Raw genomic sequence first — 25689 nt, 5'->3', positions numbered from 1 at the left:
GTTCACAGCACCGCGCCACAGGGGTAGATATGCAAATCACACTTTAGAGGGATCAAGCACCACTACGTGCTGGCTATAGTCGGGTCAGGGGATTTTCAGGAATGGGGGGCTGCACACGAATGTGCCTGGCCACTTGCTCGACGATCAGGGTGCACTGACACCCGTCGAACAAAGCGTTTCTGCAAAGGACTCACTGCCATAAAAATAAAGAAAGTACATGGAGTAGCGTCGATGACATCAGTAAATCTGTTCTGGCGCCGGGCGAAACTGCCTTTGGCCGTCAGCCTCGCTTCTACGCTCGCCGGTCCTGCATTCGGCGTCAGTTTCAACATCGGTGAAATCGAAGGGTCGTTCGACTCGTCGCTGTCCGTAGGGGCCAGCTGGTCGACGGCCAACCCGAACAAGAACCTGATTGGCGTCAACAACGGCGGCAAAGGCCTGTCGCAAACCTCCGACGACGGCCACCTGAACTTCAAGCGCGGTGAGACCTTCTCGAAGATCTTCAAGGGCATCCACGACCTGGAGCTCAAGTACGGCGATACCGGTGTGTTCGTCCGCGGCAAGTACTGGTACGACTTCGAGCTCAAGGATGAACACCGCGAGTTCAAGGACATCAGCGACTCCAACCGCAAAGAGGGCGCCAAGTCCGCCGGTAGCGAGCTTCTCGACGCCTTCGTCTATCACAACTACTCCATTGCCGATCAGCCAGGTTCCGTGCGTCTCGGCAAGCAGGTGGTCAGCTGGGGTGAAAGTACCTTCATCGGTGGCGGTATCAACTCGATCAACCCGATCGACGTGGCCGCCTTCCGCCGTCCTGGCGCCGAGGTCAAGGAAGGTCTGATCCCGGTCAACATGTTCTATGTGTCGCAGAGCCTGACCGACAACCTCTCGGCCGAAGCCTTCTACCAGATCGAATGGGACCAGACTGTCGTCGACAACTGCGGCACCTTCTTCTCCCAGCCCGACGTCATCGCCGACGGCTGTACCGACAACCTGCGCCTGCTCAACAGCAGCCGTAGCCTGCCGCCACAGGCACTGGGCTTCCTCGCCAGCCAGGGCGTCGACATCAACACCGAGGGTGTGAAGGTCGACCGTGGCCCGGATCGCGATGCGCGTGACAGTGGCCAGTTCGGTGTGGCCATGCGCTACATGTTCGAGCCGCTGGATACCGAGTTCGGCGCCTACTTCATGAACTACCACAGCCGTGCGCCGATTTTCAGCGCAACTGGCGCTTCTCCGTCAGTCTATGCCAGCCTGTCGCGCCTGCCGGCGTCACTGCGGCCGCTGGCGCCGTTGATCGTGGCGGGCAACTCGCAGTACTTCGTCGAGTACCCTGAAGACATCCGCCTGTATGGCCTGAGCTTCTCCACCACCCTGCCTACCGGCACCGCGTGGAGCGGTGAACTGAGCTACCGGCCTAACGCGCCGGTCCAGCTCAACACCACCGATATCCTCTACTCCGGTGTTACGCCAATTCCAGGGTTTGGTAACGCGTCGCTGCTCAAGGGCGTTCCAGGCCAGGACCAGCACGGCTACACCCGTAAGGAAATTACCCAGTTCCAGACGACACTCACCCACTTCTTCGACCAGGTGATGGGGGCCAGCCGCCTGACCGTGGTAGGTGAAGTTGGCGTGACTCATGTCGGCGGCCTGGAAAGCGCGCACAAGATGCGTTACGGACGTGACCCGGTCTACGGTCCAGGGCCGCTGGAACCGACTGGCCCGGCGAATACCTGTGAGTTCCTCAACAGCCGGACCATCAGCGGCGCTGGCAACAATGCCTCTTCGGCCAACCTCTCGCGCAAATGTGAGAACGACGGCTTCACCACCAGCACCTCCTGGGGCTACCGCGCTCGGGCGATCTGGGACTACAACGACGTATTCGCCGGGGTCAACCTCAAGCCTAACGTGGCCTGGTCGCATGACGTCTCCGGTTACTCCCCGGGCCCTGGCGGCAACTTCGAGGAAGGGCGCAAGGCGATCAGCCTGGGCCTGGATGCCGAATACCAGAACACCTACACCACCAGCCTGTCGTACACCAACTTCTTCGACGGCAAGTACACCACCGTGGATGACCGCGATTTCATCGCCCTCAGCTTCGGTGTGAACTTCTAAGAACACGGATTCAGGACGAGCATGAACATGAAAATGACCAAGAATCTGCTGCAAGCCGGTGTGTTGGGCCTGTCGCTGCTGGCAACCGGCGTCATGGCGGCGGTGTCCGCCGACGAGGCCGCCAAGCTCGGCACCACGCTGACCCCGATGGGCGCGGAAAAGGCCGGTAACGCCGACGGTTCGATCAGCGCCTGGAAGCCGCTGGCCACCAATGCCGGCGCCGTTGATGCCAAAGGTTTCCTTGCCGACCCGTACGCTAGCGAAAAGCCGCTGTACACCATCACCGCGCAGAACGTCGACCAGTACAAGGACAAACTGTCCCCGGGTCAGATCGCGATGCTCAAGCGCTATCCGGACAGCTACAAGCTGCCGGTCTATCCGACCCACCGTGGCGCGACCGTGCCGGCTGATGTGTTTGCCGCGATCAAGGAAAACGCCACCAAGACCAACCTGGTCGCTGGCGGCAACGGTCTGGAGAACTTCACCACTGCCGTACCGTTTCCGATTCCGAAAAGTGGTGTCGAGGTAATCTGGAACCACATCACCCGCTATCGCGGTGGCAGCGTGACCCGCCTGGTAACCCAGGCCACGCCGCAAACCAATGGCTCCTACAGCCTGGTGTACTTCCAGGACCAGTTCGTCTTCCGTGACAAGATCAAGGGCTACGATCCGGCCAACCCGGGCAACGTGCTGTTCTACTTCAAGCAGAAGGTGACGGCGCCGGCGCGTCTGGCCGGTACCGTACTGCTGGTTCACGAGACCCTTGACCAGGTCAAGGAGCCGCGCAAAGCGTGGGTCTACAACGCCGGTCAGCGTCGTGTGCGTCAGGCACCACAGGTGTCCTATGACGGTCCGGGTACTGCAGCCGATGGCCTGCGTACCTCCGACAACCTGGACATGTTCAACGGTGCACCGGATCGCTACGACTGGAAGCTGGAAGGCAAGAAAGAGATGTACATCGCCTCCAACAGCTACAAACTCGACGATCCAAAGCTCAAGTACAGCGACATCATCAAGGCCGGGCACATCAACCAGGACTTGAGCCGCTATGAGCTGCGCCGCGTCTGGCACGTGGTTGCCACCCTCAAGCCAGGCCAGCGTCATATCTACGCCAAGCGTGACTTCTACATCGACGAAGACACCTGGCAGGCTGCAGTGATCGACCAGTACGACGGTCGCGATCAACTGTGGCGCGTTTCCGAGGCCCACTCCCAGGACTATTACAACGTCCAGGTGCCGTGGTACACCCTGGAAGCCATCTACGACCTGCAGTCGGGTCGCTATTTGGCACTGGGCATGAAGAACGAGGAGAAGAAGGCTTACGACTTCGGATTCTCGGCTAGCATTAGCGACTTCCAGCCCGCAGCGCTTCGCCAGGAAGGTGTGCGCTAAGCTTCAAACCTCCGTGTGATCTCCCAGAACGCCCCGGCTTGCCGGGGCGTTTCTGTTTGCGCGGCCTGCCAGATCCGGGATTGTCGCTTTTTGTTGTAGTCTTTTTTCCGCAATGCGCGGCAATCATCTTCAAATGTGCGTTTTTAACCGCTAGTCTGCGCTGACCCGTACTGCCGAAGATTCTCTAACTAAAACGAGCCGGCCATGACTGATCTGTCCCGTACGCAAGGGTTCGCCGGCCAGGCCATGAGTGTCCTGGAAGGACGCTTCTATCGTCCGCCACTGCCTGAAGGGCACGTGCCGCGGGCGCGGCTGTGCCAGCGCCTGCAATCCGGGCTGGGCGGCCGCTTGTTGCTGGTCACCGCGCCAGCAGGTTTCGGCAAGAGCTCCCTGGCCGTGGAATTCTGTCAGGGCTTGCCCAATCACTGGAGCAGTCTGTGGCTGGGATTGAGCCGTCGCGACAACGATCCGGGACGTTTCCTCGAGCGTTTGCTTGAAGGCCTGCAGCAGTATTGCCCGGTGCTGGGCAACCAGGCCCTGGGCCTGCTGAAAATGCGCCAGCGCCACCAACCGTTTGCTTTCGAAGAATGGCTCGATGGCCTGCTCGATGAGTTGGCTTTCCATCTGCAGCCACACAACCCCTTGTTGCTGGTGCTCGATGACTACCATCTGGCCCAGGGCCCGGTACTTGATCGCTGCCTGCAGTTCTTCCTGAACCACTTGCCGCCGGGGTTGGTGCTGCTGGTCACCAGTCGCTTGCGCCCGGACTGGCACCTGGCGCGCCTGCGTCTGTCGCGCCAGCTGCTTGAACTCAACGAACAGGACCTGCGCCTGACCCCCGACGAGTCGCTGGCGGTGCTGGGCCAGCAGACCACGGGTTTGCGCGGTCAGGCCCTGGATAATCTGATCCAGCGCAGTGACGGCTGGATTGCCGGGCTGCGTTTCTGGCAACTGGCGGCCAGCGAGTCTGGCGCCGACAGTGCGTTGCCCCAGGCCCTGCATGGCGGCGAGGGGTTGATCCGCGATTACCTGCTCGAAGAAGTGATCGATATTCTGCCGGCCGAAGTTCAGGGCTTCCTCAACGATACCGCGTGCCAGGAGCGCTTCTGTAGCGAGTTGTGCGATGCCCTGCGTGAGAGTCACGACAGCGCCGAAATCATCGCGTACCTGCAGGCGCATCAGGTATTTCTGGTGCCGCTGGACGAACATGGGCGCTGGTACCGCTATCACCATCTGTTTTCCGACCTGCTGCGCAGCCGCCAACCCAGCCTGCCGCTGGCGAGCCTGCACTTGCGCGCCTGCCGCTGGTTCCAGGGCCAGGGGTTACTCGACGAGGCGGTGGAGCAAGCCTTGCGGGCAGGGCACCTGGATGTCGCCGCCAACCTGGTGCAGAACCTTTCCGAAGAGCAACTGCTGGCCGAGCAGAACGTCGGTATGTTGTTGCGCTGGAAGATGGACCTGCCCGATAGCCTGCTGATCAGCACACCACGGCTGATTGTGCTGTACAGCTGGGCCTTGGGCCTGGCCGGGCAGCTGGACGCCGCCGAAGAGCTGGCCAGTCACCTGAGTCGCTTCCTGCCAGCGCCTTCGGCGACGGCACAGCGTTCCATGCTGGCGCAATGGCTGGCCTTGAGTGGGGTCATCGCCCGCGGCCGTGGCGATCGCGAGCGCACCCGCTCCTATTGCGTCGAAGCCCTGCGCAGCCTGCCGCAGAAGCGCTATGGCCAGCGCCTGGTGTGCTTGTCGACGGTTTCCAACCTGGCCATTGCCGACGCTGACTTCTCGCGGGCCCGCAGCTGGAACCGCGAGGCGCTGGAGCTGGCTCAGCGGGTCGGCAACCCGTTGTTCGAAGCCCTGGCACATTACGATCGCGCGCGGGTGCTGCATGCTCGCGGCGAAGTGCTGCGGGCACTCGATGAAGTGCGCCAGGGTTTGCAGCGTCTGCAGGGGTTGTCGGCGCAGCGCTTGTACGCAGCGCGGGCGCGCCTGACCTTGTATGAAGGCTATCTGCTGGTCGCACGTCTGCAACCGGAAGCCGGGCGCAGCCGCCTGCGTGCGGGGCTGGTCGAGGCACGGGCCTGCCGCGACATCAGCGTGCTGATCGGCCATTGCGTGATCGCTTCGCAGGATGGCCGCGAAGGGCGCTTTACCGAAGCCTTCGCCGAACTGGCCGAGGCCGAACGGCTGATGCACATCTGGGACGTACCGCCGATTTTCTATCTGGCGATGATTACCCTGATCAAATGCGAACTCTGGCTGGCCCAGGGGCGCACGGATCTTGCCGAGTCCTGGTTGTTGCGTCTGGGCCAGACCTACGGCGGCAAAAAGGCGGCTGCGGCACCGGAGTTCCATCCCTTGCTGCCGCTGCATATCGAACTGCAACAGGCCTTGCTCGAACGTACCCAAGGGCGCCTGGAGCAAGCCGGACAACGTCTGCAGGCGCTGGTCGAGCGCGGTCAGGCCAGCGGTGGTCAGTTGTTGTGTGTCACTGCGCTGTGCCAATGGATAGGCTTGTTACTGGCCAGCAACAACGAGATGCAGGCCCGTGATTTGTTGGCACTGAGCCTGGAAGCTGGCCGTGGCGGCGCCTTGCAGGCGTTCCAGCGGCTATTGCAGGACCACCCGCAGTGGCTGCGCGAGCAGTTGCTGATGCAGCCTGCGAGTCCGACGCAGGCCAGCCTTCTGGCGCTGTTGCCGGCCCTCGATACGGCTCAAGCCACCGGCACCAGCTGTGAGACCTTGAGCACACGGGAGAAGGCGGTGCTGGAGTTGATTGCCCAGGGCTGTTCCAACCAGGAAATCAGCGACCGGCTGTTCATCTCCTTGCATACGGTCAAGACCCACGCCAGTCACATCAACAGCAAGCTGGGCGTCGAGCGCAGGACTCAGGCTGTCGCCCGGGCCAAGGCCCTGGGCCTGCTGGCCTGACGACTGAATGTGCGGCCAGGGAGGAATATCTGCTGTACTGTCTGGCAGGTTCTTTCCTGTTGGAGGCTTCGCCCATGTTCCGTGCACGCACCCTGGTGCTGCTGACCTGCTTGTTACCCATGGGTACGGCACTGGCGGCAGAAGGGCCGTCGTTTTCCTGCGACAAGGCCGAAGGCGTGGCACTGAAAGTGTGCCAGAGCCCGCAACTGAGCAAACTCGACCGTGACCTCGCCGCCCTCTATAAACGCGTGCTCGTACAAGCCGACAGCGATTCGCAAAAGCAGCTCAAGGCGACCCAGCGCGGCTGGATCAAGGGCCGTGATGAATGCTGGAAAGCCAGCGATGTTGATGCCTGTGTACTTGAGCAGTATCAGGTTCGCCTGGTCAAACTGCAGATCCAGTCCGGTGCGGTTCAGGTACCGGCAGCCGTCGAATTTGACTGCAATGACGACAGCAAACCCTTTACCGCAGTGTTCTACAACCAGCTTGAACCGCAAGCGGCGGTGCTTACCTATGGCGATGATCAAACCATCGCCATAGCCCAGCCTTCAGGCAGCGGCAGCAAGTACAGTGCCGAGGGCGTCGAGTTCTGGGAGCATCAGGGCGAAGCCAAAGTGAAATGGTATGGCACCGAGCTGACCTGCCAGGCGGTGCGCTGAGCAAGCGCCTATGCCAGACTTTACGAGGGGCAGAGGATCGAAGATGATGGCCGCTTGCTATCATCATTGAGTGCTTCACCATGACGCAGATGCTGTACATCCTCGCGCCATGGATCGGCTTGGGCGTCCTGTCGATCCTGTGGATACGTGCGTTGTTGCGCGGGCGTGAGCTTGAACGGCAATTGCGTGAATGCCGCCGCTCCCTTGATGCTCCGAGCGGCAGACAGGCCCCGGGCGGTGCGGTGCTGCCGGAAGACATCGAGCGCTACCAACGCAGCCAGTACTTTGCCCGCATTGGCACCTGGGACTGGGAGATCGACACCGAACAGCTCTATTGGTCTGACGCCATCTATCCCATGTTCGGCTTTCAGGTCGGGGAAATCGTCCCCAGCTATGAGCGTTTCTGCGCCAGCGTGCATCCGGATGACCGTGATCAGGTCCGCGCCGGAGAACTGCGCTGCATTGCAACGGGGGAAAACCATGATGAGGAGTACCGCGTGGTCTGGCCTGACGGCAGCGTCCGCTGGCTGCGCGAGACCGGTAACGTGGTGTGCAACAGTCAGGGCAGGGCCGTAAAAATGATCGGGGTGGTACGCGATATCACCGAAGAAAAGGCCTGGGCCAGCCAGCTACAGAACCTGGCGCACAACGATGCCTTGACCGGCTTGCCCAATCGCCTGGCATTTGAGCAACGCCTGGCGCTGGCCCTGGAAAAGGCCCGCAATAGCAACACGCGGGTGGCCCTGGCGTTTATAGACCTTAACGACTTCAAGACGATCAACGACCGCAGTGGCCATGCCATCGGTGACCAGGTGTTGAAGTTTACTGCCAAGCGGCTCAAGCAAATGCTGCGTTCGGCCGATACCGTGGCCAGGATTGGTGGCGATGAGTTCGTCCTGATTCTTGAAGGGTTCTCGCCCGGTGCCGGGGTGGAAGAGGAAGTGCGCCTGCTTTGCGCCAACGTGATCGAGTCGCTGGCTTTTCCCATGATCGTTTCCGGTGAGCTATTGCAGGTGGGTACCAGCTTGGGGGTAGCGATCTATCCGGATCATGCCGCGAGCATGGACACCTTGATCCACCTTGCGGACCTGGCCATGTATGAAGCCAAGCGCAGTGGTGAAAACCAGTTGCGCCTCGCTGCTGCAGGAGCTTGTGCATAACCCCGATTGTCAGCCCATGAGTGCCGACCCTGATGTCGCGCCGGATTTACCCGCGAAGCCAGCCTGTGGTTGTTGAGGTCTGTGCATCCTTTTTTTTATTTGCCATGTCAGGTTTCGTGGATGCAGGTCTACAGCCATAAAAGTTTTCTGATCGTCGATGATTTCTCGGACTTTCGCAGTTCGGCGCGCTCCATGCTGCGCGAGCTGGGCGTGCGTGATGTCGATACTGCCGATAGCGGTGAGCAGGCCCTGCGTATGTGCGCGCAGAAGCGTTATGACTTCATCCTCCAGGACTTTCACCTGGGCGACGGCAAGAAGAACGGCCAACAGGTGCTCGAAGACCTGATCCTCGACAAGTTGATCAGCCATGAATGTGTGTTTCTCATGGTTACCGCCGAGACCAGCCAGGCGATTGTTCTCAGTGCCCTGGAGCATGAGCCGGATGCCTACCTGACCAAACCGTTCAACCGTATCGGCCTGGCTCAACGCCTGGAAAAGCTGGTACAGCGCAAGACCTTGCTCAAGCCGATCCTCCAGGCCCTGGACCGTGGCCGCCCGGCCGAGGTGCTGGCGGCCTGCGCTGAACTGTGCAAGAAGGACCCGCGTTTTGCGCCCTTGTGCTTGCGCTACCGCGCCGATGCGTTGCGTGATCTGAATCGTTATGACGAGCTGGAAAAGTTCCTCTCCACGATTATTTCCAGCCGGGCCACGCCGTGGGCCTACGCCGCTTTGGGCAGCCTGCTGTACAAGCGCAATCAGATTTCCCAGGCCCAGGGTGTGTATGAACAGGCACTCAAGGCTTTCCCGATGATGCCCGGCCTGTATGACGGGCTGGCTGAGGTGCTGGTCGCTCAAGGGGAAAGCAAACGTGCCCAGGGCGTGCTGGAAGAAGCGGTACGTCTGTCGCCGCTGGCGGTACGCCGGCAGATGATGCTGGGCAAGCTGGCGCTGAACAACGATGACTTCGACACCTCCTCGAAGGCTTACCGGCATGCGGTCAACCAGGGCCAGAGCTCGCGTTACAAAGACCCGGAGAGCAACCTGGGTCTGGTTCAGGCGCTGATGAACAAGAATGCCGGCAACGGCCTGGATGCGCGTACCCGGGTCGAGATCAACACTGTGCTCAGTGAGGTGGCCAAGGAAAACGTCGAGGACCAGGGCTTGCAGGTCCGCGCACGATTGATGAAAGCGGCCAGCCTGCAACAGGCCGGCGACGCCGAAACCGCGGCCAAGCTGACCGAACAGGCCATGGCCCGTCTGGACAAGATGGAGCAGTTCTTCTCCGTCGAAGCGGCATTGGTGGTGGCGACCCAGTTGCAGCAGCTCGGCCAGGAATCGGCCGGCACCTCGATACTGAAAAACTGTGTGGAGACCTACGGTGATGACCCCAAGGTGATGCAGAGCGTGGCGCGCCTGACCGACGATCCGGCGGTTCTGGGGGCGGTGACCGAAGCCGTCGACCTCAACCGCCAAGGGGTGCGCAGCTATCAGGCTGGGCAGCTCAGCGAAGCCCTGGGACAGTTCCGTCGTGCCCTGACATTGCAGCCGAAGAACATCAGCATCGCCCTCAACACCGCCCAGGCCTTGCTGCGCATCGGTGGTGAAACACCGCCGCCAGCAATCATGGACGAATGCCGCGCCTGTCTGACCTGTGTGGCCGGTATTCCCGAAAGCGACAGTCGCTACGACCGTTACCGCAAACTGCACATCCGGGCTTTTGGCGCATGAACCAGGACAATCAGGGGCTGGATTTCTCCACGGTGATCGCCTCCACCGTACATGACATGAAAAATTCCCTGTCGGCGCTTACCCAGGCCCATGGCCAGTGGTTGGCACGTCTCCCGCAGGATCTGCGTGGCAGTAGCGAGCAGGGGGTGTTGGAGTACGAAGTCACCCATCTAAATGGCATGCTCGTGCAATTGCTGGGGCTGTACAAACTGGGCGTCAATCAGTTGCCGATGTGTCCGGATTATCACGAACTGGACGACTTCATCGAGGCGCAGCTGGCAGCCCAGCAGAACCTGCTGCAGCACCGCGATATCCTCGCCAGCTGGCGGATCGAAACGGCCAGTCCGCTGGGCTTCTTTGATCGCGAACTGGTCAGCTCGGTGGTCGCCAACGTCCTCAACAATGCCATGCGCTATGCCGGTCACACCTTGCTGATCACGGTGAGTGACGAAGACGAGCAACTGTTGCTGAGCATCAACGACGATGGCCCGGGTTTTCCGGCGCGTATGCTCGAGCGCCAGCACGACTACGTGCAGGGCATTGAGGCGCAGAGTGGCAGCACGGGACTGGGGCTGTACTTTGCCGCGCGGATTGCGGCCTTGCATGAGCGCAACGGGGTAAAGGGGCGGATCGAGATCGCCAATGGCGGGGCGTTGGGCGGGGGCTTGTTCAAGCTTTATTTGCCGTGAGCAATTGATCGCGGGGCAAGCCCGCTCCCACCGGGGATACACCGAACCGGTGGGAGCGGGCTTGCCCCGCGAAATATCTTCCACTGGTCGGCTTTCCACTGTGTCGCTTGAATCCCTGGGTGAAGGGGTCTAGTTTTTTCATGTGGGAAAATTTCCCACAAGATAAAAAGTACAAGAATACCCAACGATTTCCGGCTTGATATTGCGTTTCTCACGGTAATGACCAGGAGACGGAAGATGCAGACTCATCGGCTGTTCAAGAAGGCTCTACTGGCGCTGGCCATCGGAGGCGTGCTGTCGGCCTCCCTCGTTGTGATCCCCGATTCGATTACCCAGAGTTCCAGTGCCTACGCCAAAGATGGTGGCGGTGGTGGTGGCGGTGGTCACGGCGGCGGTGGCGGTGGCGGTGGCGGCCACGGTGGAGGCGGAGGTGGTCACGGCGGTGGCGGCGGTGGCGGAGGCCATGGTGGAGGTGGCGGTGGCCACGGCGGTGGCGGTGGCGGCGGTCACGGAGGCGGTGGCGGTGGTCATGGCGGCGGCAACGGTGGCGGTCACGGCGGTGGAAGCGGAGGTTCAGGCGGCCATGGTGGAAGCGGCAATGGTGGTGGCCATGCTGGCAACGGCAGTGGCAGCAGCAGTGGCAGCGGTCATAGCGGCAGCAGCGATGGCGACGCCGGCACGGGCCAGGCCGGCAACTCGAACTCCGGGCGCAGCAGTAACCATTCAGAGCCTGGCGATGATCATGGCAATCATGTCGGTGGTGAGCCCGGCGATGACCATGGCAATCATGTGGGCGGTGAGCCCGGCGATGACCATGGTCATCATGTTGGCGGCGAACCTGGCGACGACCATGGCAATCATGTTGGCGGTGAGCCTGGTGATGACCGTGGTAATCATGTGGGGGGCGAACCGGGTGATGACCGCGGCAATCACGTCGGCGGCGAACCAGGTGACGACAACAGCAGGAGCTGATTGACTGCAATGCACTCGCCCACACTCCCTCCTGCGTTGTTGAGCGCTTTGCGACGGGTCATGCGTCCCCTGGTACGCCTGATGCTTCGCAAAGGCGTCACCTATACGGTGTTCGCCGATTTGCTCAAGGAGGTATTCGTCGATGTTGCTGATCGAGAGTTTCGTCTGGCCGACAAAGCGCCGAGCGACAGCCGCATCAGCCTGCTTACCGGGGTCCATCGCAAGGACGTCAGGCGCCTGCGCACGGAGGACGACACGGCGAGCATGGCATTGCCGGAGAACATCACCCTGGGCGCGCAGCTGGTTAATGCCTGGACCAGCAACCAGCCGTTCTGCAAGGCGGCTGGCCAAGCGCTACCGCTGCCGCGACTGGCAAGTGTTGGCGGTGATGTCTCCTTTGACGCGCTGGTGGCGCAGGTCAGCACGGACATCCGCGCCCGGGTAGTGCTCGACGAATGGTTGCGCCTTGGTGTGGTGCGGCTTGATGAACAGGATTGTGTGCACCTCGAGGCCCAGGCATTTGTGCCGCAGAAGGGCTTTGACGAAAAAGCCGCCTACCTTGCCCATAACCTGCACGACCATGCCAGCGCGGCGGTGCACAACCTGACCGCGCAAGGGCAGCCTTTCTTCGAACGCAGCGTGCACTACGACGCACTGAGCCCAGCCAGCGTCGAAGTGCTGCGTGAAACGGTAGCCAGTGAGGGGATGCAGACCTTGCTCGGTTTCAGTCGGCTGGCCGCCGACCTGGAAAACGGCGATCTATCGAGCCTCGATCCACGCCAGCGCATCACCATCGGGCTGTATTTCTACACTGAGCCTAATTCGCCGACGGCGCCTCCTCCATGATCTCGCCACTGCGCCGCTTTCATGCTGTCGCCCTGGTCCTGGGTTTTGTGTTGAACCTGGGGGTTCCCTCATGGGGGAACGCAGCACCGGTGTGTGTCAGTCGCGATGAAATCGGCATGACCGACGCTGCGGGCCTGCAGTTTCCGGGTGGTATCGGTGGTACCGGGGCGCGGCCGGGCGGCATGGGTGGCACCGGTATCCAGAGCGACAATGGCGGGGTTGGTGGTAGTGGTGCGCCGATCCAGCAGCGGCCCGGTGGAACCGGCGGTACGGGAGCGCCGATCAGGGCGCCGGGCGGTACCGGTGGCACCGGTATCGTCGGCACCATCACCGGGTTTGCCTCGATCTGCGTCAATGGCATGGAAGTGCATTTCGGCAAAGACGTCCCCGTGAGCGAGAACGGCGTCGCCGCCAGCAGCGACCATCTGGCAATCGGGCAAGTGGTTGCCGTGGAGTCTTACCCTAGCAAGCGAGGCCTGGAGGCTGGGCGTATCGCGATCCTGAACGTCTATGAAGGGCCACTGACAGCGCTGGCGAATGCTGCGTCGCCACTGCGGGTCATGGGCCAACCGGTGCATCTGGCCAAGGATGCGCGGGTTGCCACGGGGCTACGCCCGGGCGAACCGGTCAGGGTCAGCGGGCTACGCAACGCCAGTGGTGAGGTGGTGGCCAGCCGCATCGAGCGGGCACCGGACCTCAAGCAGGCCAGTGCCATCGGCGCGATCGATCGCAGTGGTAGTCTGCAGGGCTTGAAACTGGGGAGCCGGGTGGCGCCTGCGCAGGAGGTGCTTGTCCGTGGTCAGTGGTCCGGTCGCCAGTTGGAAGTCGCCCAGAGCCGGCCTGACCCGAGCCTGCCATTCGCCGGCCGGGTACGCGAGGTGGTGATCGAGGGCCTGGTGCAAGGCCGGCAAGATCAGCGCCTGGTGGTCGGCGGCTTCAATGTGACGGTGGCGCGCGACACGGTGGTTGTCGGCGAGCAGCCTTCCAGGCTGGCACTGGATCAACGCGTACGGGTAAGCGGGGTGCTCAGTGGGGCACGAGAGGTGCGGGCGACCCGGGTCGAACTCCACAGCGAGCGCGTCGATACCTCTGGCAGGGACCATTCAGGACGCAAGAGTGGCTCGCACAATGACAGTGAACCGCGTGAGCACACCTCAGGTAGCTCCAGCGACGACAACAGCGGTCACGGTGGTGAGGTGCGCAGCGACGAGAGCCACGGTGGCGGTCGTGAAGATAGCGGGAAGTCTGAGGCTGTGGATAACTCAGGCAAATCGGCACACGTTGAGAAAGTCGAGCAACCCGAGAAAGAGGACAACAGCGGGCGGCCCGACAAGGTCGAGAAAGTAGAGAAAGACGAACGGCCAGAGAAAGTAGAAAAGGCCGAGAAAGTCGAAAAGCCTGAAAAGGTGGAGAAGGCCGAAAAAGTCGAACGGCCTGAAAAAGTGGAGAAGGTCGAGAAAGTCGAACGACCTGAAAAAGTAGAGAAGGTCGAGAAAGTCGAACGGCCTGAAAAAGTAGAGAAGGTCGAGAAAGTCGAACGGCCTGAAAAAGTGGAGAAGGTCGAGAAAGTCGAACGGCCTGAAAAAGTAGAGAAGGTCGAAAAAGTCGAAAGGCCTGAAAAAGTGGAGAAGGCCGAGAAAGTGGAAAAGCCTGAGAAGGTTGAGAAGACCGAGAAGGTAGAACGCCCGGAACGATCCGGTCGTTAGCCTCAAGCCGTGAGGCCAACCTGCATCCCGCGAATAAACAACTAGGCTGGGAAAGTCCGACAGCGTTTGCCTCCGAGACCTTGAGGTGAAGATGAGACCCACGCTTACTCTGTTTACCGGCCTGCTTGCCAGCATCTGCGTACCGGCCGTGGCCGACACTTTTAGCACGGCCATTGGCCTCGATTACTCAAGCGGCGACTATGGCACCGAGACCACCTCGGAAATCTGGTATGTGCCAGTGGTAGGCAAGTACGAAACCGGCCCCATGACCTACAAGGTCACCGTGCCCTGGCTGCGCATCACCAACCCTGAAGTCGGGCCGGATGGCGATCCATTACCCGGTGGCTGCCGGGATGTGGAAAGCGGCCTGGGCGATACGGTCGCCAGCGCAGGTTATGCGTTGCTAGACGGCAGTGAGGGCGGCGTATTGGTGGACCTGATCGGTAAGGTCAAATTTCCCACCGCGGACGAAGATCAGTGCTTGGGCACCGGCGAAACCGACTATTCCGCCCAGGTCGACGTCGCCAGGACGTTTGGCCCGGTGACCGGTTTCGCTACCCTGGGCTGGAAAAAGTTCGGCGATCCGCCCGATAGCGATTTCGATGACCCGATATTTGCCAGCCTTGGCTTTGCTACCCCTGTGGCAGTGCGTACCACGGCAGGTGCGTCCTACGATTGGCGGCAGAAAGTTGTCTCCACGGGATCGCAAATCCAGGAGCTCACGCTGTTTGTCACCCATAAGCTCAACCAGCAATGGAAGGTCCAGCTGTACGCGGTCAAGGGCTTTTCCGACGCCAGCCCGGATGCCGAGGGTGGGCTGATGGTCTTTCACTCGTTTTGATCGAATGCAAAGTAAGGATCCACATTGATCTGCGTCAGTTCGCTCGTCGTACTATGCTCGCCCACGTTTACCTGTTGCGCCAGAATGGGCCATCAATCGTCAAGGAACCTCCATGGAACCCGGAAAATCCTCGCTCATCCGCGAAACCTTCCCCGTCGGTCCGTTGCAGTGCAATTGCACCATCATCGGCGACCCGATCAGCAAAAAGGCCATCGTTGTCGATCCGGGTGGTAACCATGAGCAGATCCTCGCCCGCCTGGACGCGCATGGCCTGAAGGTGGTGAGCATCATCCACACTCATGCACACCTGGATCATTTCCTGGCCTCCGGGCAACTGAAGGAAAAGACCGGTGCCACGTTGCACCTGCACAAGGACGATCAGTTCCTCTGGGACAACCTGGAAATGCAATGCCAGATGTTCGGCGTGCCTTACACGCCTGTGCCCTCGCCAGACCGCTGGCTGGCCGATGACGAAGAACTGGCCTGTGGCTGCGGGGTGGCGTTGCACACGCCGGGGCACACGCCGGGCTCGATGAGCTTCTGGTTTGCCGATGCCAAGCTGCTGATCGCCGGTGATACCCTGTTCCGTCGTGGCATTGGTCGCACTGATTTGTGGGGCGGTGATCAAGCGACCATCGTGCGTTCGATCAAACAGCGCCTGTACAGCCTGGATGAGGACGCCACCGTGGTCACCGGGCATGGCCCGGATACCCGTCTGGGCGATGAGATGCGCCAGAACCCCTTTGTGCGTGCCTGAGATTTCAGGGAATTATTTTGCTTTTTTACAATCCAAGGCTGGCACAGAACCGCAATCGGTCTGCCTGCACTTTCGAATTACAGTAGGAGCTTGTCCATGTTCACCATGCGTCGTTTGACTATCGTCGCTACCGTTGCCGCCCTGATGACCGGTTGTGCGGGCCAGAGCCCGTACGACAGCCAGGGCCAGGCGCAACAAGGCTCCACCGGGATGAGCAAAACCGCCAAGTACGGCGGTCTGGGTGCGCTGGCCGGTGCCATTGCCGGTGCGGCCATCGATCACGACAACCGTGGCAAAGGCGCACTGATCGGTGCCGCCGCCGTTGGTGCCGCTGCTGCCGGTTACGGCTACTACGCCGACAAACAGGAAGCCGCCCTGCGTGCGAGCATGGCCAACACCGGTGTCGAAGTTCAGCGTGAGGGTGACCAGATCAAGCTGATCATGCCGGGCAACATCACCTTCGCCACCGACTCGGCGAACATCGCTCCAAGCTTCTACTCGCCGCTGAACAACCTGGCCAACTCTTTCAAACAGTACAACCAGAACACCATTGAAGTGGTCGGCTACACCGACAGCACCGGCAGCCGTCAGCACAACATGGACCTGTCGCAGCGTCGTGCACAGTCGGTGGTCTCTTACCTGACCTCCCAGGGCGTCGATGCCAGCCGTGTGAGCGCCCGTGGTCAGGGCCCGGATCAACCGATTGCCAGCAACGCCGATGCCAACGGCCGTGCGCAGAACCGTCGGGTAGAGGTCAACCTCAAGCCGATTCCAGGTCAGCAGTACCAGTAAGTTTCGACAGACCGATGTAAAAAGGGGAGCCAGCTGGCTCCCCTTTTTTTGTCGGTTACAACCGGTAGGCTCAGCCTTCGTGGCTGGTAGTGATTTTCAGCACATCGGTGTAGATCAAATCAACCGTCTGGCCTTCCTTTAGTTTATCCATCTTCTTCTGCAGCTCTGGATCTTCAACCTTCACCACCTTCACCGGGCCTTCTGGCGGCAGCAGGGTGACTTCGTGTGTTTTCAGGTCAATCTTGGTGATCTTCGAGGTGATCTTGATCTGGCGGAACGCTTCGCCACCCGGGGTTGGGTTGTCTTTGGTGGCACGGATCACGCCGGCTTCCTTGCTGGCACCGGGTTCACCGCCGACGGTGGTATCGAGCACGGTCGCCACCGAACGGGTGACATGTACGTTGACCTGATCGCCGACCTTCAGGTTACCAAGGGCCTTGGCCTGTTCGGAAAGCTGGATCGGTACCTGGCTGTCATTGGGGCCGGCGACGGTAACCAAGCGCTTTTCCATATCAATGGCGAGGACTTTGGTGACTACATCGTCTTCAATGGCGGTGCCTCCGATCAGAATGTCTTGCGCCTGTACCGAGAAACTGGCTGCAGTCATGAGCGAAGCAAGGGCGATGGCGTGGGTCAGGGTGCGCAGCGGTTTCATAGGCATTCATTCCGTGTGATGACTGATGAGAAACATCGTGGGGAAGAGCATAGATGCTGGCGGGGGATTCGGGGGGCGCTAGGTGATTTTCTGTTGATCTGACTCAGTCCCAAGGAGAAGAAAGTTTCCCCTTGGGTAGAGTTTTTGCATCGATCAGGCCGGTGTGTTGTGTTCAAGATGCTCGAGCAGGGCATCCTTGTCCCGCCACAACTGGTTGATCCATTGCTGGAAAGCCAGGCGATAGGCTTCATCCTGGTCGTAGTTCTTGCCCAGAAATTCTTCGGGAATCGCCAGTTCTTCCAGGTGCACAACGATGTGCTTCACCCGCCCGCAGAGCAAATCCCAGAACCCTGGCGCCCCCGCCGGGTAGTGAAGGGTGACGTTGACGATCGACTGCAATTGCTCGCCCATGGCATCCAGTACAAAGGCAATGCCCCCGGCTTTGGGTTTAAGCAGGTGCTTGTAGGGTGACTGCTGCTGGCGATGCTTGGCCGGGGTGAAGCGCGTGCCTTCGGCGAAGTTGAAGATGGCCGTGGGCTTGCCGCGAAACTTTGCACAGGTGCGACGGGTGGTTTCCAGGTCTTTACCGGCTTTTTCCGGGTGCTTGGCCAGGTACGCCTTGGAGTAGCGTTTCATGAACGGAAAGCCCAGCGCCCACCAGGCCAGGCCGATCACCGGTACCCAGATCAGCACCTGCTTGAGGAAGAACTTCAACGGGCGGATGCGGCGGTTGAGCACATACTGCAACACCAGGATATCGACCCAGCTCTGGTGATTGCTGGTGATCAGGTAGCTGTGCTGGTAATCCAGCCCAGCCAGGCCTTCGACCTGCCAGCGCGCCTTGCCCAGCAGGTTGATCCAGGCGTTGTTGTTGCTGATCCAGGCTTCGTGGATATGGCGCATCCATTCATCGGTGACCCGCTGCGCCGCCGCGAACGGCAGGCACAGCTTGAGCAGGCTGACGATGAACAACGGAGTGCAGCAGACAATGGTGTTGAGCCCCAGCAGCAGCGAGGCAATTACCCCGCGCAGTGGCGCGGGTAGCAATCCGAGCATGTTCAGCTATCCAGTGAGCGGTTGGCCTGAATCGCGGTCAGGGCAATGGTGTAGACGATGTCGTCGACCTGGGCGCCGCGCGGCAGATCGTTGACCGGTTTGCGCAGGCCTTGCAGCATTGGCCCGAGGCTCACGCAATCAGCGCTGCGTTGCACTGCCTTGTGGGTGGTGTTGCCGGTGTTCAGGTCGGGGAAGACATAGACGGTTGCGCGCCCTGCCACCTGGCTGTTGGGTGCCAGTTCCCGGGCAATCTCCAGGTTAGCGGCGGTGTCGTACTGCAACGGGCCGTCGATCTGCAGGCTGCGTTGGCTTTCCTGGGCCAGCAGGGTGGCTTCGCGGACTTTCTCCACCTCTTCGCCACTGGCCGAGTCGCCGCTGGAATAGCTGATCATCGCCACCCGTGGGGCAATGCCGAAGGCTTCGGCGGAGTCGGCACTTTGCAGCGCGATTTCCGCCAGTTCGCTGGCGGTAGGGTGCGGGTTCATCACGCAGTCGCCGTACACCAGTACCTGTTCGGGAAACAGCATGAAGAACACCGACGACACCAGGCTGCAGCCCGGCGCGGTCTTGATCAGCTGCAGGGCCGGGCGGATGGTGTTGGCAGTGGAGTGAACCAGACCGGAGACCAGGCCATCGACCTCGTCCAGGGCCAGCATCATGGTGCCGATCACCACCGGGTCTTCCAGTTGCTGTTCGGCCATGGGGGCGTTGAGGCTCTTGCTCTTGCGCAGGCTGACCATCGGCTCGACATAACGTTCGCGGATCAGGTCCGGATCAAGAATCTCCAGGCCTTCGGGCAAGGTGATGCCCTGAGCGCGGGCGACGGCCTGAACGTCGTCGGGCTTGGCCAGCAGCACACAACGGGCGATGCCGCGGGCCTGGCAGATGGCGGCGGCCTGCACGGTCATCGGCTCGGCGCCTTCAGGCAGGACAATGCGCTTGTTGGCTTGCTGGGCACGCTGGATCAACTGATAGCGGAACACGGCTGGCGACAGGCGCAGCTCGCGCGGTGTGCCGCAGCGCTGGTGCAGCCAGTCGGCATCCAGGTAGCTGGCGACGAAGTCGGTGATGATTTCCGCGCGTTCGCGGTCATCCACCGGAATTTCCTTGTTCAGCTGGTTCAACTGGTTGGCGGTGTCGTAGGAACCGGTGCTCACCGACAGGATTGGCAAGCCGGCCAGCAGCGCGCCTTGGCACAGTTCGAGAATGCGCGGGTCAGGCTTGCTGTCGCTGGTCAGCAACAGCCCGGCCAACGGTACGCCGTTAATCGCCGCCAGACTCACGGCAAGGATGATGTCGTCGCGGTCGCCCGGGGTTACCACCAGGGTGCCGGGCTTGAGCAGCGGCACGGTATTGGCCACGGTACGGGCACAGATGATGATCTTGTTCATCCGCCGCTGTTCGTAATCACCGGCGTTGAGCACCTGGGCACCGAGCAGCTCGGCCACATCGCGAGTTCGTGGGGCGTTGAGGTCGGCCTGATAGGGAATACAGCCGAGCAGGCGGAAATCATCGCCGCGCAGCAATGGCGAGTGTTCTTTCAGGCGTTCGGCGAACACGCTCATGCTCTCGTCGGTGCGCACCTTGTTGAGGATCACCCCGAGCACTTTCGGGTCTTTCGGGCCGCCGAACAGCTGGGCCTGCAACTCGACCCGGCCGGAGAGCTCGGTGAGCACTTCGTTTTCCGGGGCCGAAACCAGGATCACCTCGGCATCCAGGCTCTTGGCCAGATGCAGGTTGACCCGGGCGGCATAGCTGGCGTGACGGGTCGGGACCATGCCTTCGACAACCACCACGTCCTTGCCGATGCACGCTTGCTGGTACAGGGTGATGATTTCTTCGAGCAGCTCATCGAGCTGGCCATCGCCGAGCATGCGCTCGACATGCGCCAGGCTCAACGGTTTGGGCGGCTTGAGGCCATGGGTGCGGGCGATCAGCTCGGTGGAGCGCTCGGGGCCGGTATCGCCGGGGTGCGGCTGGGCAATCGGCTTGAAGAAGCCGACTTTCAGCCCGGCGCGCTCAAGGGTGCGCACCAGGCCGAGGCTGATGGAGGTCAGGCCGACACCAAAGTCGGTCGGCGCGATGAAAAATGTCTGCATGCGAGCTTCTCGAAATGAGCTGTGCAAAAAGAATCAATTGCCAAGGGTATCGCTATCGGCACCCCGAGCGCATCCGCCACAGGCAAAAGCCGGTATCGGGCAGGCTGGCAAACTGCCCCGTTTGTCCGGGTTGCGTTCGCTTTCAGGCGATGCGTTGGTTACACTTATGGGCTCTACATTCTTATGCAAAAGGTCTCGCCCCATGCTGATCGCCGCCAACAAGGCTGTCTCCATCGACTATACCCTGACCAACGACGCTGGTGAGGTCATCGACAGCTCCGCCGGCGGCGCTCCGCTGGTCTACCTGCATGGCGCAGGCAACATCATTCCAGGCCTGGAAAAAGCCCTGGAAGGCAAAGCTGCCGGCGACGAGCTGGAAGTTGCCATCGAGCCGGAAGACGCTTACGGCGAATACCTGGCCGAACTGGTCAGCACCCTGAACCGCAGCATGTTCGAAGGCGTCGATCAGCTGGAAGTGGGCATGCAGTTCCACGCTTCCGCGCCTGATGGCCAGATGCAGATCGTGACCATCCGCGATCTGGACGGCGACGACGTGACTGTCGACGGCAACCACCCGCTGGCCGGTCAGCGCCTGAACTTCAAGGTCAAGGTCGTCAACATCCGTGACGCCAGCGAAGAAGAAGTAGCCCATGGCCACGTCCATGGCGAAGGTGGCCATCACCACTGATTTTCTGCGCTAAGCTCAGAGAGTCGCGAAGGCGCCCGGGCAAGACCGTCGCATTCCAGTAGGGGAGGACGGCTTGGCAGGGCGCCTTTTTAATGGGCTGGTGTAACTGATTGCAGCCCGCAGCGGCAACCGGGATCTGGAGAGGGAATACGTCATGAGTGCATTTCACGACCTGAAGTTGCAGGCGCTGAATGGCCAGGAGTTGCCTCTGGCGCCGTTCAAGGGCCAGGTGGTGCTGGTGGTCAATGTCGCCTCCAAGTGTGGCCTGACCCCGCAATACGCGGCACTGGAAAATCTGTATCAGCAGTACAAAGGCAAAGGTTTCAGTGTTCTGGGCCTGCCGTGCAATCAGTTTGCCGGGCAGGAGCCGGGCACTGAAGATGAAATCCAGCAGTTCTGCAGCCTGAACTACGGTGTGAGCTTCCCGCTCAGTAGCAAGCTGGAGGTCAACGGCGCCGAGCGTCATCAGCTGTATCGCTTGCTGGCCGGGGAAGGCGCGGAGTTTCCTGGCGACATCACCTGGAACTTCGAGAAGTTTCTGGTCGGCAAGGATGGCCGGGTGCTGGCGCGCTTCTCGCCACGTACTGCGCCGGATGATTCGACCGTGGTGACGGCGATCGAAAAAGCACTGGCTTGATGGATCTATCGCGGGGCAAGCCCGCTCCCACAGGGTGACCCTGGTGGGAGTGGGCTTGCCCCGCGATGCTGTTAAATCACTCAAATCAATAGTACTGGGCCACGCTAACGGCTCACCCTATCCTCAGGCGCATTCCTACTTCCCTGGAGCGCCGCATGTCCGCCACCGCACTGTTCACCCCTTTTCAACTGGGTACCCTTGAGCTGCCAAGCCGTGTGGTCATGGCACCGATGACCCGGACCTTCTGTCCTGGCGGCGTACCGCATGCCAAGGTCGTCGAGTACTACCGTCGTCGTGCCGCCGCAGGTGTCGGCCTGATCATCACCGAAGGCACCACAGTCGATCACAAGGCCGCCAACGGCTATCCGAACGTACCGCGCTTCCATGGCGAAGACGCCTTGGCCGGCTGGAAAAAGGTCGTCGATGCCGTGCATGCCGAAGGCGGACGCATCGTTCCGCAACTCTGGCATGTCGGCAGCGTGCGCCGCCTGGGCACCGAGCCGGACGCCAGCGTGCCGGGCTATGGTCCCAGCGAGAAGGTCAAGGATGGCCAGGTGGCGGTCCACGGCATGAGCCGCGACGATATTCGTGAGGTGATCGAAGCCTTCGCCCAGGCAGCCCGCGATGCTCAGGCCATCGGTATGGATGGGGTGGAGATCCACGGTGCCCACGGTTACCTGATCGATCAGTTCTTCTGGGCGGCCAGCAACCAGCGTACTGACGAATACGGTGGCGATCTGGCCGGACGCTCGCGTTTTGCCATTGAGCTGATCCAGGCTGTGCGCGCCGCCGTCGGCCCGGATTTCCCGATCATCTTCCGCTTCTCACAGTGGAAGCAGCAGGATTACAGCGCTCGCCTGGTGGAAAGCGCCGAGGCGCTGGGCGCGTTCCTGCAGCCGCTGGCCGAAGCGGGTGTGGATATCTTCCACTGCTCCACCCGACGCTTCTGGGAGCCAGAGTTCGAAGGCTCCGAACTGAACCTGGCCGGCTGGACCCGTCAGCTCACCGGCAAGCCGACCATCACCGTCGGTAGCGTCGGCCTGGACGGGGAGTTCCTGCAGTTCATGGTTGCCACCGACAAGGTGGCGCAGCCGGCCAGCCTGGAGAACCTGCTGACGCGCCTGAACAATGATGAGTTCGATCTGGTGGCTGTGGGCCGCGCGCTGTTGGTCGATGCGGATTGGGCGGCCAAGGTTCGCGATGGCCGGGAACAGGACATCCTGCCGTTCAGCCGCGAGGCGTTGACGACTCTGGTTTGATCGTCAGGGCTGCCGGGGGCAGGCGCGCGATGTTGCTCTGGCCCTGGCGGCAGGCATCCAGCAGGTGGCTTTCGAACTGCTCGACAATCGCTGGCCAGCCTTGGCGGCTGGCGTGTTGACGAGCATTCAGGCGTACCCGCCGCAGCGCTTCGGCGTCTTCCACCAGCCAGTTGCAGGCGTCGATAAACGCGTCCTGGTCGCCTGGCATGGCCAGTGCCCCGCTGTGACCGTGGCGGATGTGCTGGGCTGCGGCGGCTTGATCGTAGGCCACCACGCCCAGCCCTGAGGCCAGTGCTTCGAGCACTACACTGCCGAAGGTTTCGGTCAGGCTGGGGAACAGGAAAATGTCTCCCGAGGCGTAGTGTTCGGCCAACGCTTCACCTCGTTGCGCACCGCAGAACAGGGCGTCAGGTAACTGTTGCTGGAGTGCGCTGCGCTGCGGGCCGTCGCCGACCACGATCAACTTGATCCGCCGCTGTGGATAATTTTGTCGTGCAGCCTGCAGGCATTGCTGGAGCACGCCGAGGTTCTTTTCCGGCGCCAGGCGTCCGACATGCAGCAGGGCGATATCATCATTTTCCAGCCCCCACTGTTCCCGTAGCGTCTGGCTTCGTCTACCCGGGTTGAACAGTTGACTGTCAACGCCGTGGCCCAGCAGTGTCAGGTTGTCGAACCCGCGCCGTTGCAGTTCAAGGCGCTGGCTGACGCTGGGCACCAGCGTAGTGTGCGTACGTCGATGAAACCAGCGCAGGTAATGCGTGAGCATCCGTGCCAGCAGCCCGAAGCCGTAGTCGCTGGCGTACTGATGAAAGTTGGTGTGAAAGCCGCTGACCACGGCAATGCCCAATCTGCGTGCTGCCCGCAGCGCACTCAAGCCCAACGGCCCTTCGGTGGCGATGTACAGCACATCCGGGCGCTGCCGGCGCCAGCGGCGGATCAGCTTGTGCATCGACACCTGCCCCCACTGCAATCCCGGATAGCCGGGCAACGGCCAGCCGCGGCACAGCAGCTGCCATTGATTACCGGCACCCAGCGGATAGCCAGCCTGACGCGGGCGCACCAGTTCTACCCGATGGCCACGCTGGAGCAAGCCTTCGTTCAAGCGGCCAAGGGTATTGGCCACGCCATTGATCTCGGGTGGGAAGGTATCGCTGATCAGCGTGACATGCAGGGTGGGTGCGCTCATGAACAGCAGTTTCAGCGCCTGCGATTGCGCTGCTGTGACGCATTCGTGACTGATTTGTGACGCCCGATTTACGGCGTCTCTGGATGAAAAATATTTCCCAGGGATGCGCTCAAGAATGTCTGACAATCAGCCGATGCAGAAGCATTCGAATGATTGATTCCGCTCCAGGAGAGCGTTGATGTTCAACAGCAAACTGAAACAAGAAAACCTCCGTCTGCGCGAAGAGCTGCTGTCCATGGAGCAGGTCAAGAGCAGCCTGGACAGCGAGATGCTGGTATTGCAGCTCGACCCCCAGGGGCGGGTCGAATCGGTCAACAGCAACTTCGAAAAGGAGATGCTGTACAGCAGCCATCAACTGATCGGGCGCAATATCGAAGAGATCGTGCCGGTCCACGTCAAACAGCTGGATTTCTACCAGCGCATGAAGACTGCCATCACCCGGGGTGAGCATCTCAACGGGGCGTTTCGACTGCTCCGTGGCAATGGCGAAGAAGCTTGGTTGCGCTCGATTCTGCAGCCGGTCAAGAGCAGCGAAGGGCGCCTGAAATACTTCACCCTGCACTCCAGCGACCTGACCCGCACCATCGAAACCTCGCGTGAACATGAAAGCCTGATCAAGGCGCTGATGCGTTCCACCGCAGTGATCGAGTTCAACCTGCAGGGTGAAGTGCTGGCCGCCAACGATCGCTTCCTGCAGACCATGGGATATCGCCTGGAGCAGGTCGTCGGCAAGCACCACCGTCTGTTCTGCGATCCGGAGGAGTACAACTCCCCGACCTACCAGGCGTTCTGGGACCAGCTGCGCCGTGGGGAATTTGTTGCTGCGCGCTTCAAACGGGTGGATGCCCATGGTCGTGTGGTGTGGCTGGAGGCCTCCTACAACCCGATCATCGACGCCCATGACGTGCTCTACAAAGTGGTCAAGTTCGCCACCGTGATTACCGATCAGGTCAATCAGGAAATGGCCGTGGCCGAGGCTGCGGATATTGCCTACAGCACCTCGCTGGAAACCGACAGCAGCGCACGCAGCGCCACGGCAGTGGTTACCCAGACCGTGGAGGTGATGCGCGGCCTGGAGACTTCCATGCAGGAGGCGGCCAACGGCATCGAGGCGCTGGACAAGCAGTCGCAGGTGATTGGTTCGATCATCAAGACCATCAGCGACATTGCCGGCCAGACCAACCTGCTGGCCCTGAACGCCGCTATTGAAGCGGCCCGTGCCGGTGAGCAGGGCCGTGGGTTTGCCGTGGTTGCCGACGAAGTTCGCCAGCTGGCCTCGCGTACCAGCACCGCCACCGAGGAAATCGCCCGCGTGGTGCAGCAGAACGAACAACTGGCCAAGGCCGCTGTGGATATTATCGACAGCAGCAAGCGTCAGGCCGAACAGGGCCTGACCCTGGCCGGACAGACTGGCACGGTGATCGTCGAAATCCAGGACGGGGCGAAGAAAGTGGTCAATGCCGTGGGGCAGTTCTCCAGCAAGTTGGGTAGCTGATAGCCGCAGAGGGTGGAAACACTCTCGGT

The 25689-nt window shown here is 61.1% G+C and carries 21 protein-coding genes and 2 pseudogenes; 18 read left to right on the top strand and 5 right to left on the bottom strand.

What is annotated here, in order from left to right:
• Positions 1-231 precede the first annotated feature (231 nt).
• The 13 genes from ACVI9W_RS08540 (at position 232) to ACVI9W_RS08480 (ending at position 16585) form a co-directional block, all read left to right on the top strand.
• A complete protein-coding gene (locus tag ACVI9W_RS08540) occupies positions 232-2115 on the top strand; it encodes a DUF1302 domain-containing protein (RefSeq protein ID WP_461529748.1) in 1884 nt (627 codons plus the stop codon).
• Between the two features lie 27 nt (positions 2116-2142).
• The gene (locus ACVI9W_RS08535) at positions 2143-3507 is read left to right on the top strand and encodes a DUF1329 domain-containing protein (RefSeq protein WP_461529747.1); all 1365 of its coding nucleotides are present in this window, start codon (positions 2143-2145) and stop codon (positions 3505-3507) included.
• A 204-nt stretch (positions 3508-3711) separates the two neighbouring features.
• On the top strand, positions 3712-6435 hold the full coding sequence (locus tag ACVI9W_RS08530; RefSeq protein WP_461529746.1) for a LuxR C-terminal-related transcriptional regulator: 2724 nt from the start codon (positions 3712-3714) through the stop codon (positions 6433-6435).
• 74 nt (positions 6436-6509) lie between these two features.
• Positions 6510-7094: an MliC family protein gene (locus ACVI9W_RS08525; RefSeq protein ID WP_461529745.1), complete on the top strand. Its 585-nt coding sequence runs from the start codon at positions 6510-6512 to the stop codon at positions 7092-7094.
• Positions 7095-7174: 80 nt separating this feature from the next.
• Positions 7175-8254: a diguanylate cyclase domain-containing protein gene (locus ACVI9W_RS08520; protein WP_461529744.1), complete on the top strand. Its 1080-nt coding sequence runs from the start codon at positions 7175-7177 to the stop codon at positions 8252-8254.
• A gap of 120 nt (positions 8255-8374) precedes the next feature.
• On the top strand, positions 8375-9982 hold the full coding sequence (locus tag ACVI9W_RS08515) for a tetratricopeptide repeat-containing response regulator (protein WP_157194200.1): 1608 nt from the start codon (positions 8375-8377) through the stop codon (positions 9980-9982).
• Positions 9979-10671, top strand: a complete 693-nt coding sequence (locus ACVI9W_RS08510; protein ID WP_461529743.1) for a sensor histidine kinase — start codon at positions 9979-9981, stop codon at positions 10669-10671. The genes ACVI9W_RS08515 and ACVI9W_RS08510 overlap by 4 nt, the downstream gene beginning before the upstream one ends.
• Before the next feature lie 237 nt (positions 10672-10908).
• Complete coding sequence (locus ACVI9W_RS08505; RefSeq protein WP_461529742.1) at positions 10909-11643, top strand: hypothetical protein; 735 nt, start codon at positions 10909-10911, stop codon at positions 11641-11643.
• 9 nt (positions 11644-11652) lie between these two features.
• Positions 11653-12489: a DUF6502 family protein gene (locus ACVI9W_RS08500; RefSeq protein ID WP_461529741.1), complete on the top strand. Its 837-nt coding sequence runs from the start codon at positions 11653-11655 to the stop codon at positions 12487-12489.
• Entirely contained in the window at positions 12486-14195 is a 1710-nt protein-coding gene (locus tag ACVI9W_RS08495; protein WP_461529740.1) for a DUF5666 domain-containing protein, read from the top strand. Before ACVI9W_RS08500 ends, ACVI9W_RS08495 begins: the two co-directional genes overlap by 4 nt.
• Before the next feature lie 91 nt (positions 14196-14286).
• Complete coding sequence (locus tag ACVI9W_RS08490; protein ID WP_461529739.1) at positions 14287-15036, top strand: hypothetical protein; 750 nt, start codon at positions 14287-14289, stop codon at positions 15034-15036.
• Positions 15037-15148: 112 nt separating this feature from the next.
• Positions 15149-15793: an MBL fold metallo-hydrolase gene (locus tag ACVI9W_RS08485; RefSeq protein ID WP_461529738.1), complete on the top strand. Its 645-nt coding sequence runs from the start codon at positions 15149-15151 to the stop codon at positions 15791-15793.
• A 96-nt stretch (positions 15794-15889) separates the two neighbouring features.
• Positions 15890-16585 (top strand): OmpA family protein, encoded by a 696-nt coding sequence (locus tag ACVI9W_RS08480; protein ID WP_038614670.1) that lies wholly within the window; start codon positions 15890-15892, stop codon positions 16583-16585.
• A 70-nt stretch (positions 16586-16655) separates the two neighbouring features.
• Here ACVI9W_RS08480 and ACVI9W_RS08475 read toward each other — a convergent pair whose 3' ends face one another.
• The 4 genes and pseudogenes from ACVI9W_RS08475 to ACVI9W_RS08460 form a co-directional block, all read right to left on the bottom strand.
• Positions 16656-17240, bottom strand: a complete 585-nt coding sequence (locus ACVI9W_RS08475) for a hypothetical protein (RefSeq protein WP_461529737.1) — start codon at positions 17238-17240, stop codon at positions 16656-16658.
• Between the two features lie 153 nt (positions 17241-17393).
• A complete protein-coding gene (locus ACVI9W_RS08470) occupies positions 17394-18296 on the bottom strand; it encodes an acyltransferase (protein WP_461529736.1) in 903 nt (300 codons plus the stop codon).
• Between the two features lie 2 nt (positions 18297-18298).
• Positions 18299-20395: a phosphate acetyltransferase gene (gene pta, locus ACVI9W_RS08465; protein WP_422421839.1), complete on the bottom strand. Its 2097-nt coding sequence runs from the start codon at positions 20393-20395 to the stop codon at positions 18299-18301.
• 114 nt (positions 20396-20509) lie between these two features.
• Positions 20510-20629, bottom strand: a pseudogene (locus ACVI9W_RS08460) (DUF3565 domain-containing protein); the annotation flags it as partial.
• On the opposite strand from ACVI9W_RS08460, the gene ACVI9W_RS08455 reads away from it, so the two are divergent.
• The 3 genes from ACVI9W_RS08455 (at position 20598) to ACVI9W_RS08445 (ending at position 22979) form a co-directional block, all read left to right on the top strand.
• A complete protein-coding gene (locus tag ACVI9W_RS08455; protein WP_128322723.1) occupies positions 20598-21083 on the top strand; it encodes an FKBP-type peptidyl-prolyl cis-trans isomerase in 486 nt (161 codons plus the stop codon). The pseudogene ACVI9W_RS08460 and the gene ACVI9W_RS08455 sit on opposite strands and share 32 nt — an antisense overlap.
• Positions 21084-21237: 154 nt before the next feature.
• Positions 21238-21720 (top strand): glutathione peroxidase, encoded by a 483-nt coding sequence (locus ACVI9W_RS08450; RefSeq protein WP_038614663.1) that lies wholly within the window; start codon positions 21238-21240, stop codon positions 21718-21720.
• 155 nt (positions 21721-21875) lie between these two features.
• On the top strand, positions 21876-22979 hold the full coding sequence (locus tag ACVI9W_RS08445; RefSeq protein WP_461529735.1) for an NADH:flavin oxidoreductase: 1104 nt from the start codon (positions 21876-21878) through the stop codon (positions 22977-22979).
• Here ACVI9W_RS08445 and ACVI9W_RS08440 read toward each other — a convergent pair.
• The gene (locus tag ACVI9W_RS08440) at positions 22948-24165 is read right to left on the bottom strand and encodes a glycosyltransferase family 4 protein (protein ID WP_461529734.1); all 1218 of its coding nucleotides are present in this window, start codon (positions 24163-24165) and stop codon (positions 22948-22950) included. The genes ACVI9W_RS08445 and ACVI9W_RS08440 overlap by 32 nt on opposite strands.
• A 178-nt stretch (positions 24166-24343) precedes the next feature.
• On the opposite strand from ACVI9W_RS08440, the pseudogene ACVI9W_RS08435 reads away from it, so the two are divergent.
• Together ACVI9W_RS08435 and ACVI9W_RS08430 are read left to right on the top strand one after the other, a co-directional pair.
• Positions 24344-25114: pseudogene (locus ACVI9W_RS08435) on the top strand (PAS domain-containing protein); the annotation flags it as partial.
• A 12-nt stretch (positions 25115-25126) separates the two neighbouring features.
• Entirely contained in the window at positions 25127-25660 is a 534-nt protein-coding gene (locus ACVI9W_RS08430) for a methyl-accepting chemotaxis protein (RefSeq protein ID WP_371262010.1), read from the top strand.
• Positions 25661-25689: the final 29 nt, after the last annotated feature.

The sequence above is a fragment of the Pseudomonas sp. 210_17 TE3656 genome (assembly GCF_054821965.1).
Note: the sequence above shows the minus strand (reverse complement) of the source record. Positions and strands in the feature narration are given on the sequence as shown.

Excerpts from the sequence above, each read along its gene's own strand:
- ACVI9W_RS08530 (WP_461529746.1), top strand. The coding sequence starts at position 3,712 with ATGACTGATCTGTCCCGTACGCAAGGGTTCGCCGGCCAGGCCATGAGT.
- ACVI9W_RS08520 (WP_461529744.1), top strand. The coding sequence starts at position 7,175 with ATGACGCAGATGCTGTACATCCTCGCGCCATGGATCGGCTTGGGCGTC.
- ACVI9W_RS08450 (WP_038614663.1), top strand. The coding sequence starts at position 21,238 with ATGAGTGCATTTCACGACCTGAAGTTGCAGGCGCTGAATGGCCAGGAG.
- ACVI9W_RS08485 (WP_461529738.1), top strand. The coding sequence starts at position 15,149 with ATGGAACCCGGAAAATCCTCGCTCATCCGCGAAACCTTCCCCGTCGGT.
- ACVI9W_RS08500 (WP_461529741.1), top strand. The coding sequence starts at position 11,653 with ATGCACTCGCCCACACTCCCTCCTGCGTTGTTGAGCGCTTTGCGACGG.
- ACVI9W_RS08505 (WP_461529742.1), top strand. The coding sequence starts at position 10,909 with ATGCAGACTCATCGGCTGTTCAAGAAGGCTCTACTGGCGCTGGCCATC.
- ACVI9W_RS08525 (WP_461529745.1), top strand. The coding sequence starts at position 6,510 with ATGTTCCGTGCACGCACCCTGGTGCTGCTGACCTGCTTGTTACCCATG.
- ACVI9W_RS08445 (WP_461529735.1), top strand. The coding sequence starts at position 21,876 with ATGTCCGCCACCGCACTGTTCACCCCTTTTCAACTGGGTACCCTTGAG.
- ACVI9W_RS08515 (WP_157194200.1), top strand. The coding sequence starts at position 8,375 with ATGCAGGTCTACAGCCATAAAAGTTTTCTGATCGTCGATGATTTCTCG.
- ACVI9W_RS08470 (WP_461529736.1), bottom strand. The coding sequence starts at position 18,296 with ATGCTCGGATTGCTACCCGCGCCACTGCGCGGGGTAATTGCCTCGCTG.
- ACVI9W_RS08495 (WP_461529740.1), top strand. The coding sequence starts at position 12,486 with ATGATCTCGCCACTGCGCCGCTTTCATGCTGTCGCCCTGGTCCTGGGT.
- ACVI9W_RS08455 (WP_128322723.1), top strand. The coding sequence starts at position 20,598 with ATGCTGATCGCCGCCAACAAGGCTGTCTCCATCGACTATACCCTGACC.
- ACVI9W_RS08510 (WP_461529743.1), top strand. The coding sequence starts at position 9,979 with ATGAACCAGGACAATCAGGGGCTGGATTTCTCCACGGTGATCGCCTCC.
- ACVI9W_RS08475 (WP_461529737.1), bottom strand. The coding sequence starts at position 17,240 with ATGAAACCGCTGCGCACCCTGACCCACGCCATCGCCCTTGCTTCGCTC.
- ACVI9W_RS08480 (WP_038614670.1), top strand. The coding sequence starts at position 15,890 with ATGTTCACCATGCGTCGTTTGACTATCGTCGCTACCGTTGCCGCCCTG.
- ACVI9W_RS08440 (WP_461529734.1), bottom strand. The coding sequence starts at position 24,165 with ATGAGCGCACCCACCCTGCATGTCACGCTGATCAGCGATACCTTCCCA.
- ACVI9W_RS08535 (WP_461529747.1), top strand. The coding sequence starts at position 2,143 with ATGAAAATGACCAAGAATCTGCTGCAAGCCGGTGTGTTGGGCCTGTCG.
- ACVI9W_RS08430 (WP_371262010.1), top strand. The coding sequence starts at position 25,127 with ATGGCCGTGGCCGAGGCTGCGGATATTGCCTACAGCACCTCGCTGGAA.
- ACVI9W_RS08540 (WP_461529748.1), top strand. The coding sequence starts at position 232 with ATGACATCAGTAAATCTGTTCTGGCGCCGGGCGAAACTGCCTTTGGCC.
- pta (WP_422421839.1), bottom strand. The coding sequence starts at position 20,395 with ATGCAGACATTTTTCATCGCGCCGACCGACTTTGGTGTCGGCCTGACC.
- ACVI9W_RS08490 (WP_461529739.1), top strand. The coding sequence starts at position 14,287 with ATGAGACCCACGCTTACTCTGTTTACCGGCCTGCTTGCCAGCATCTGC.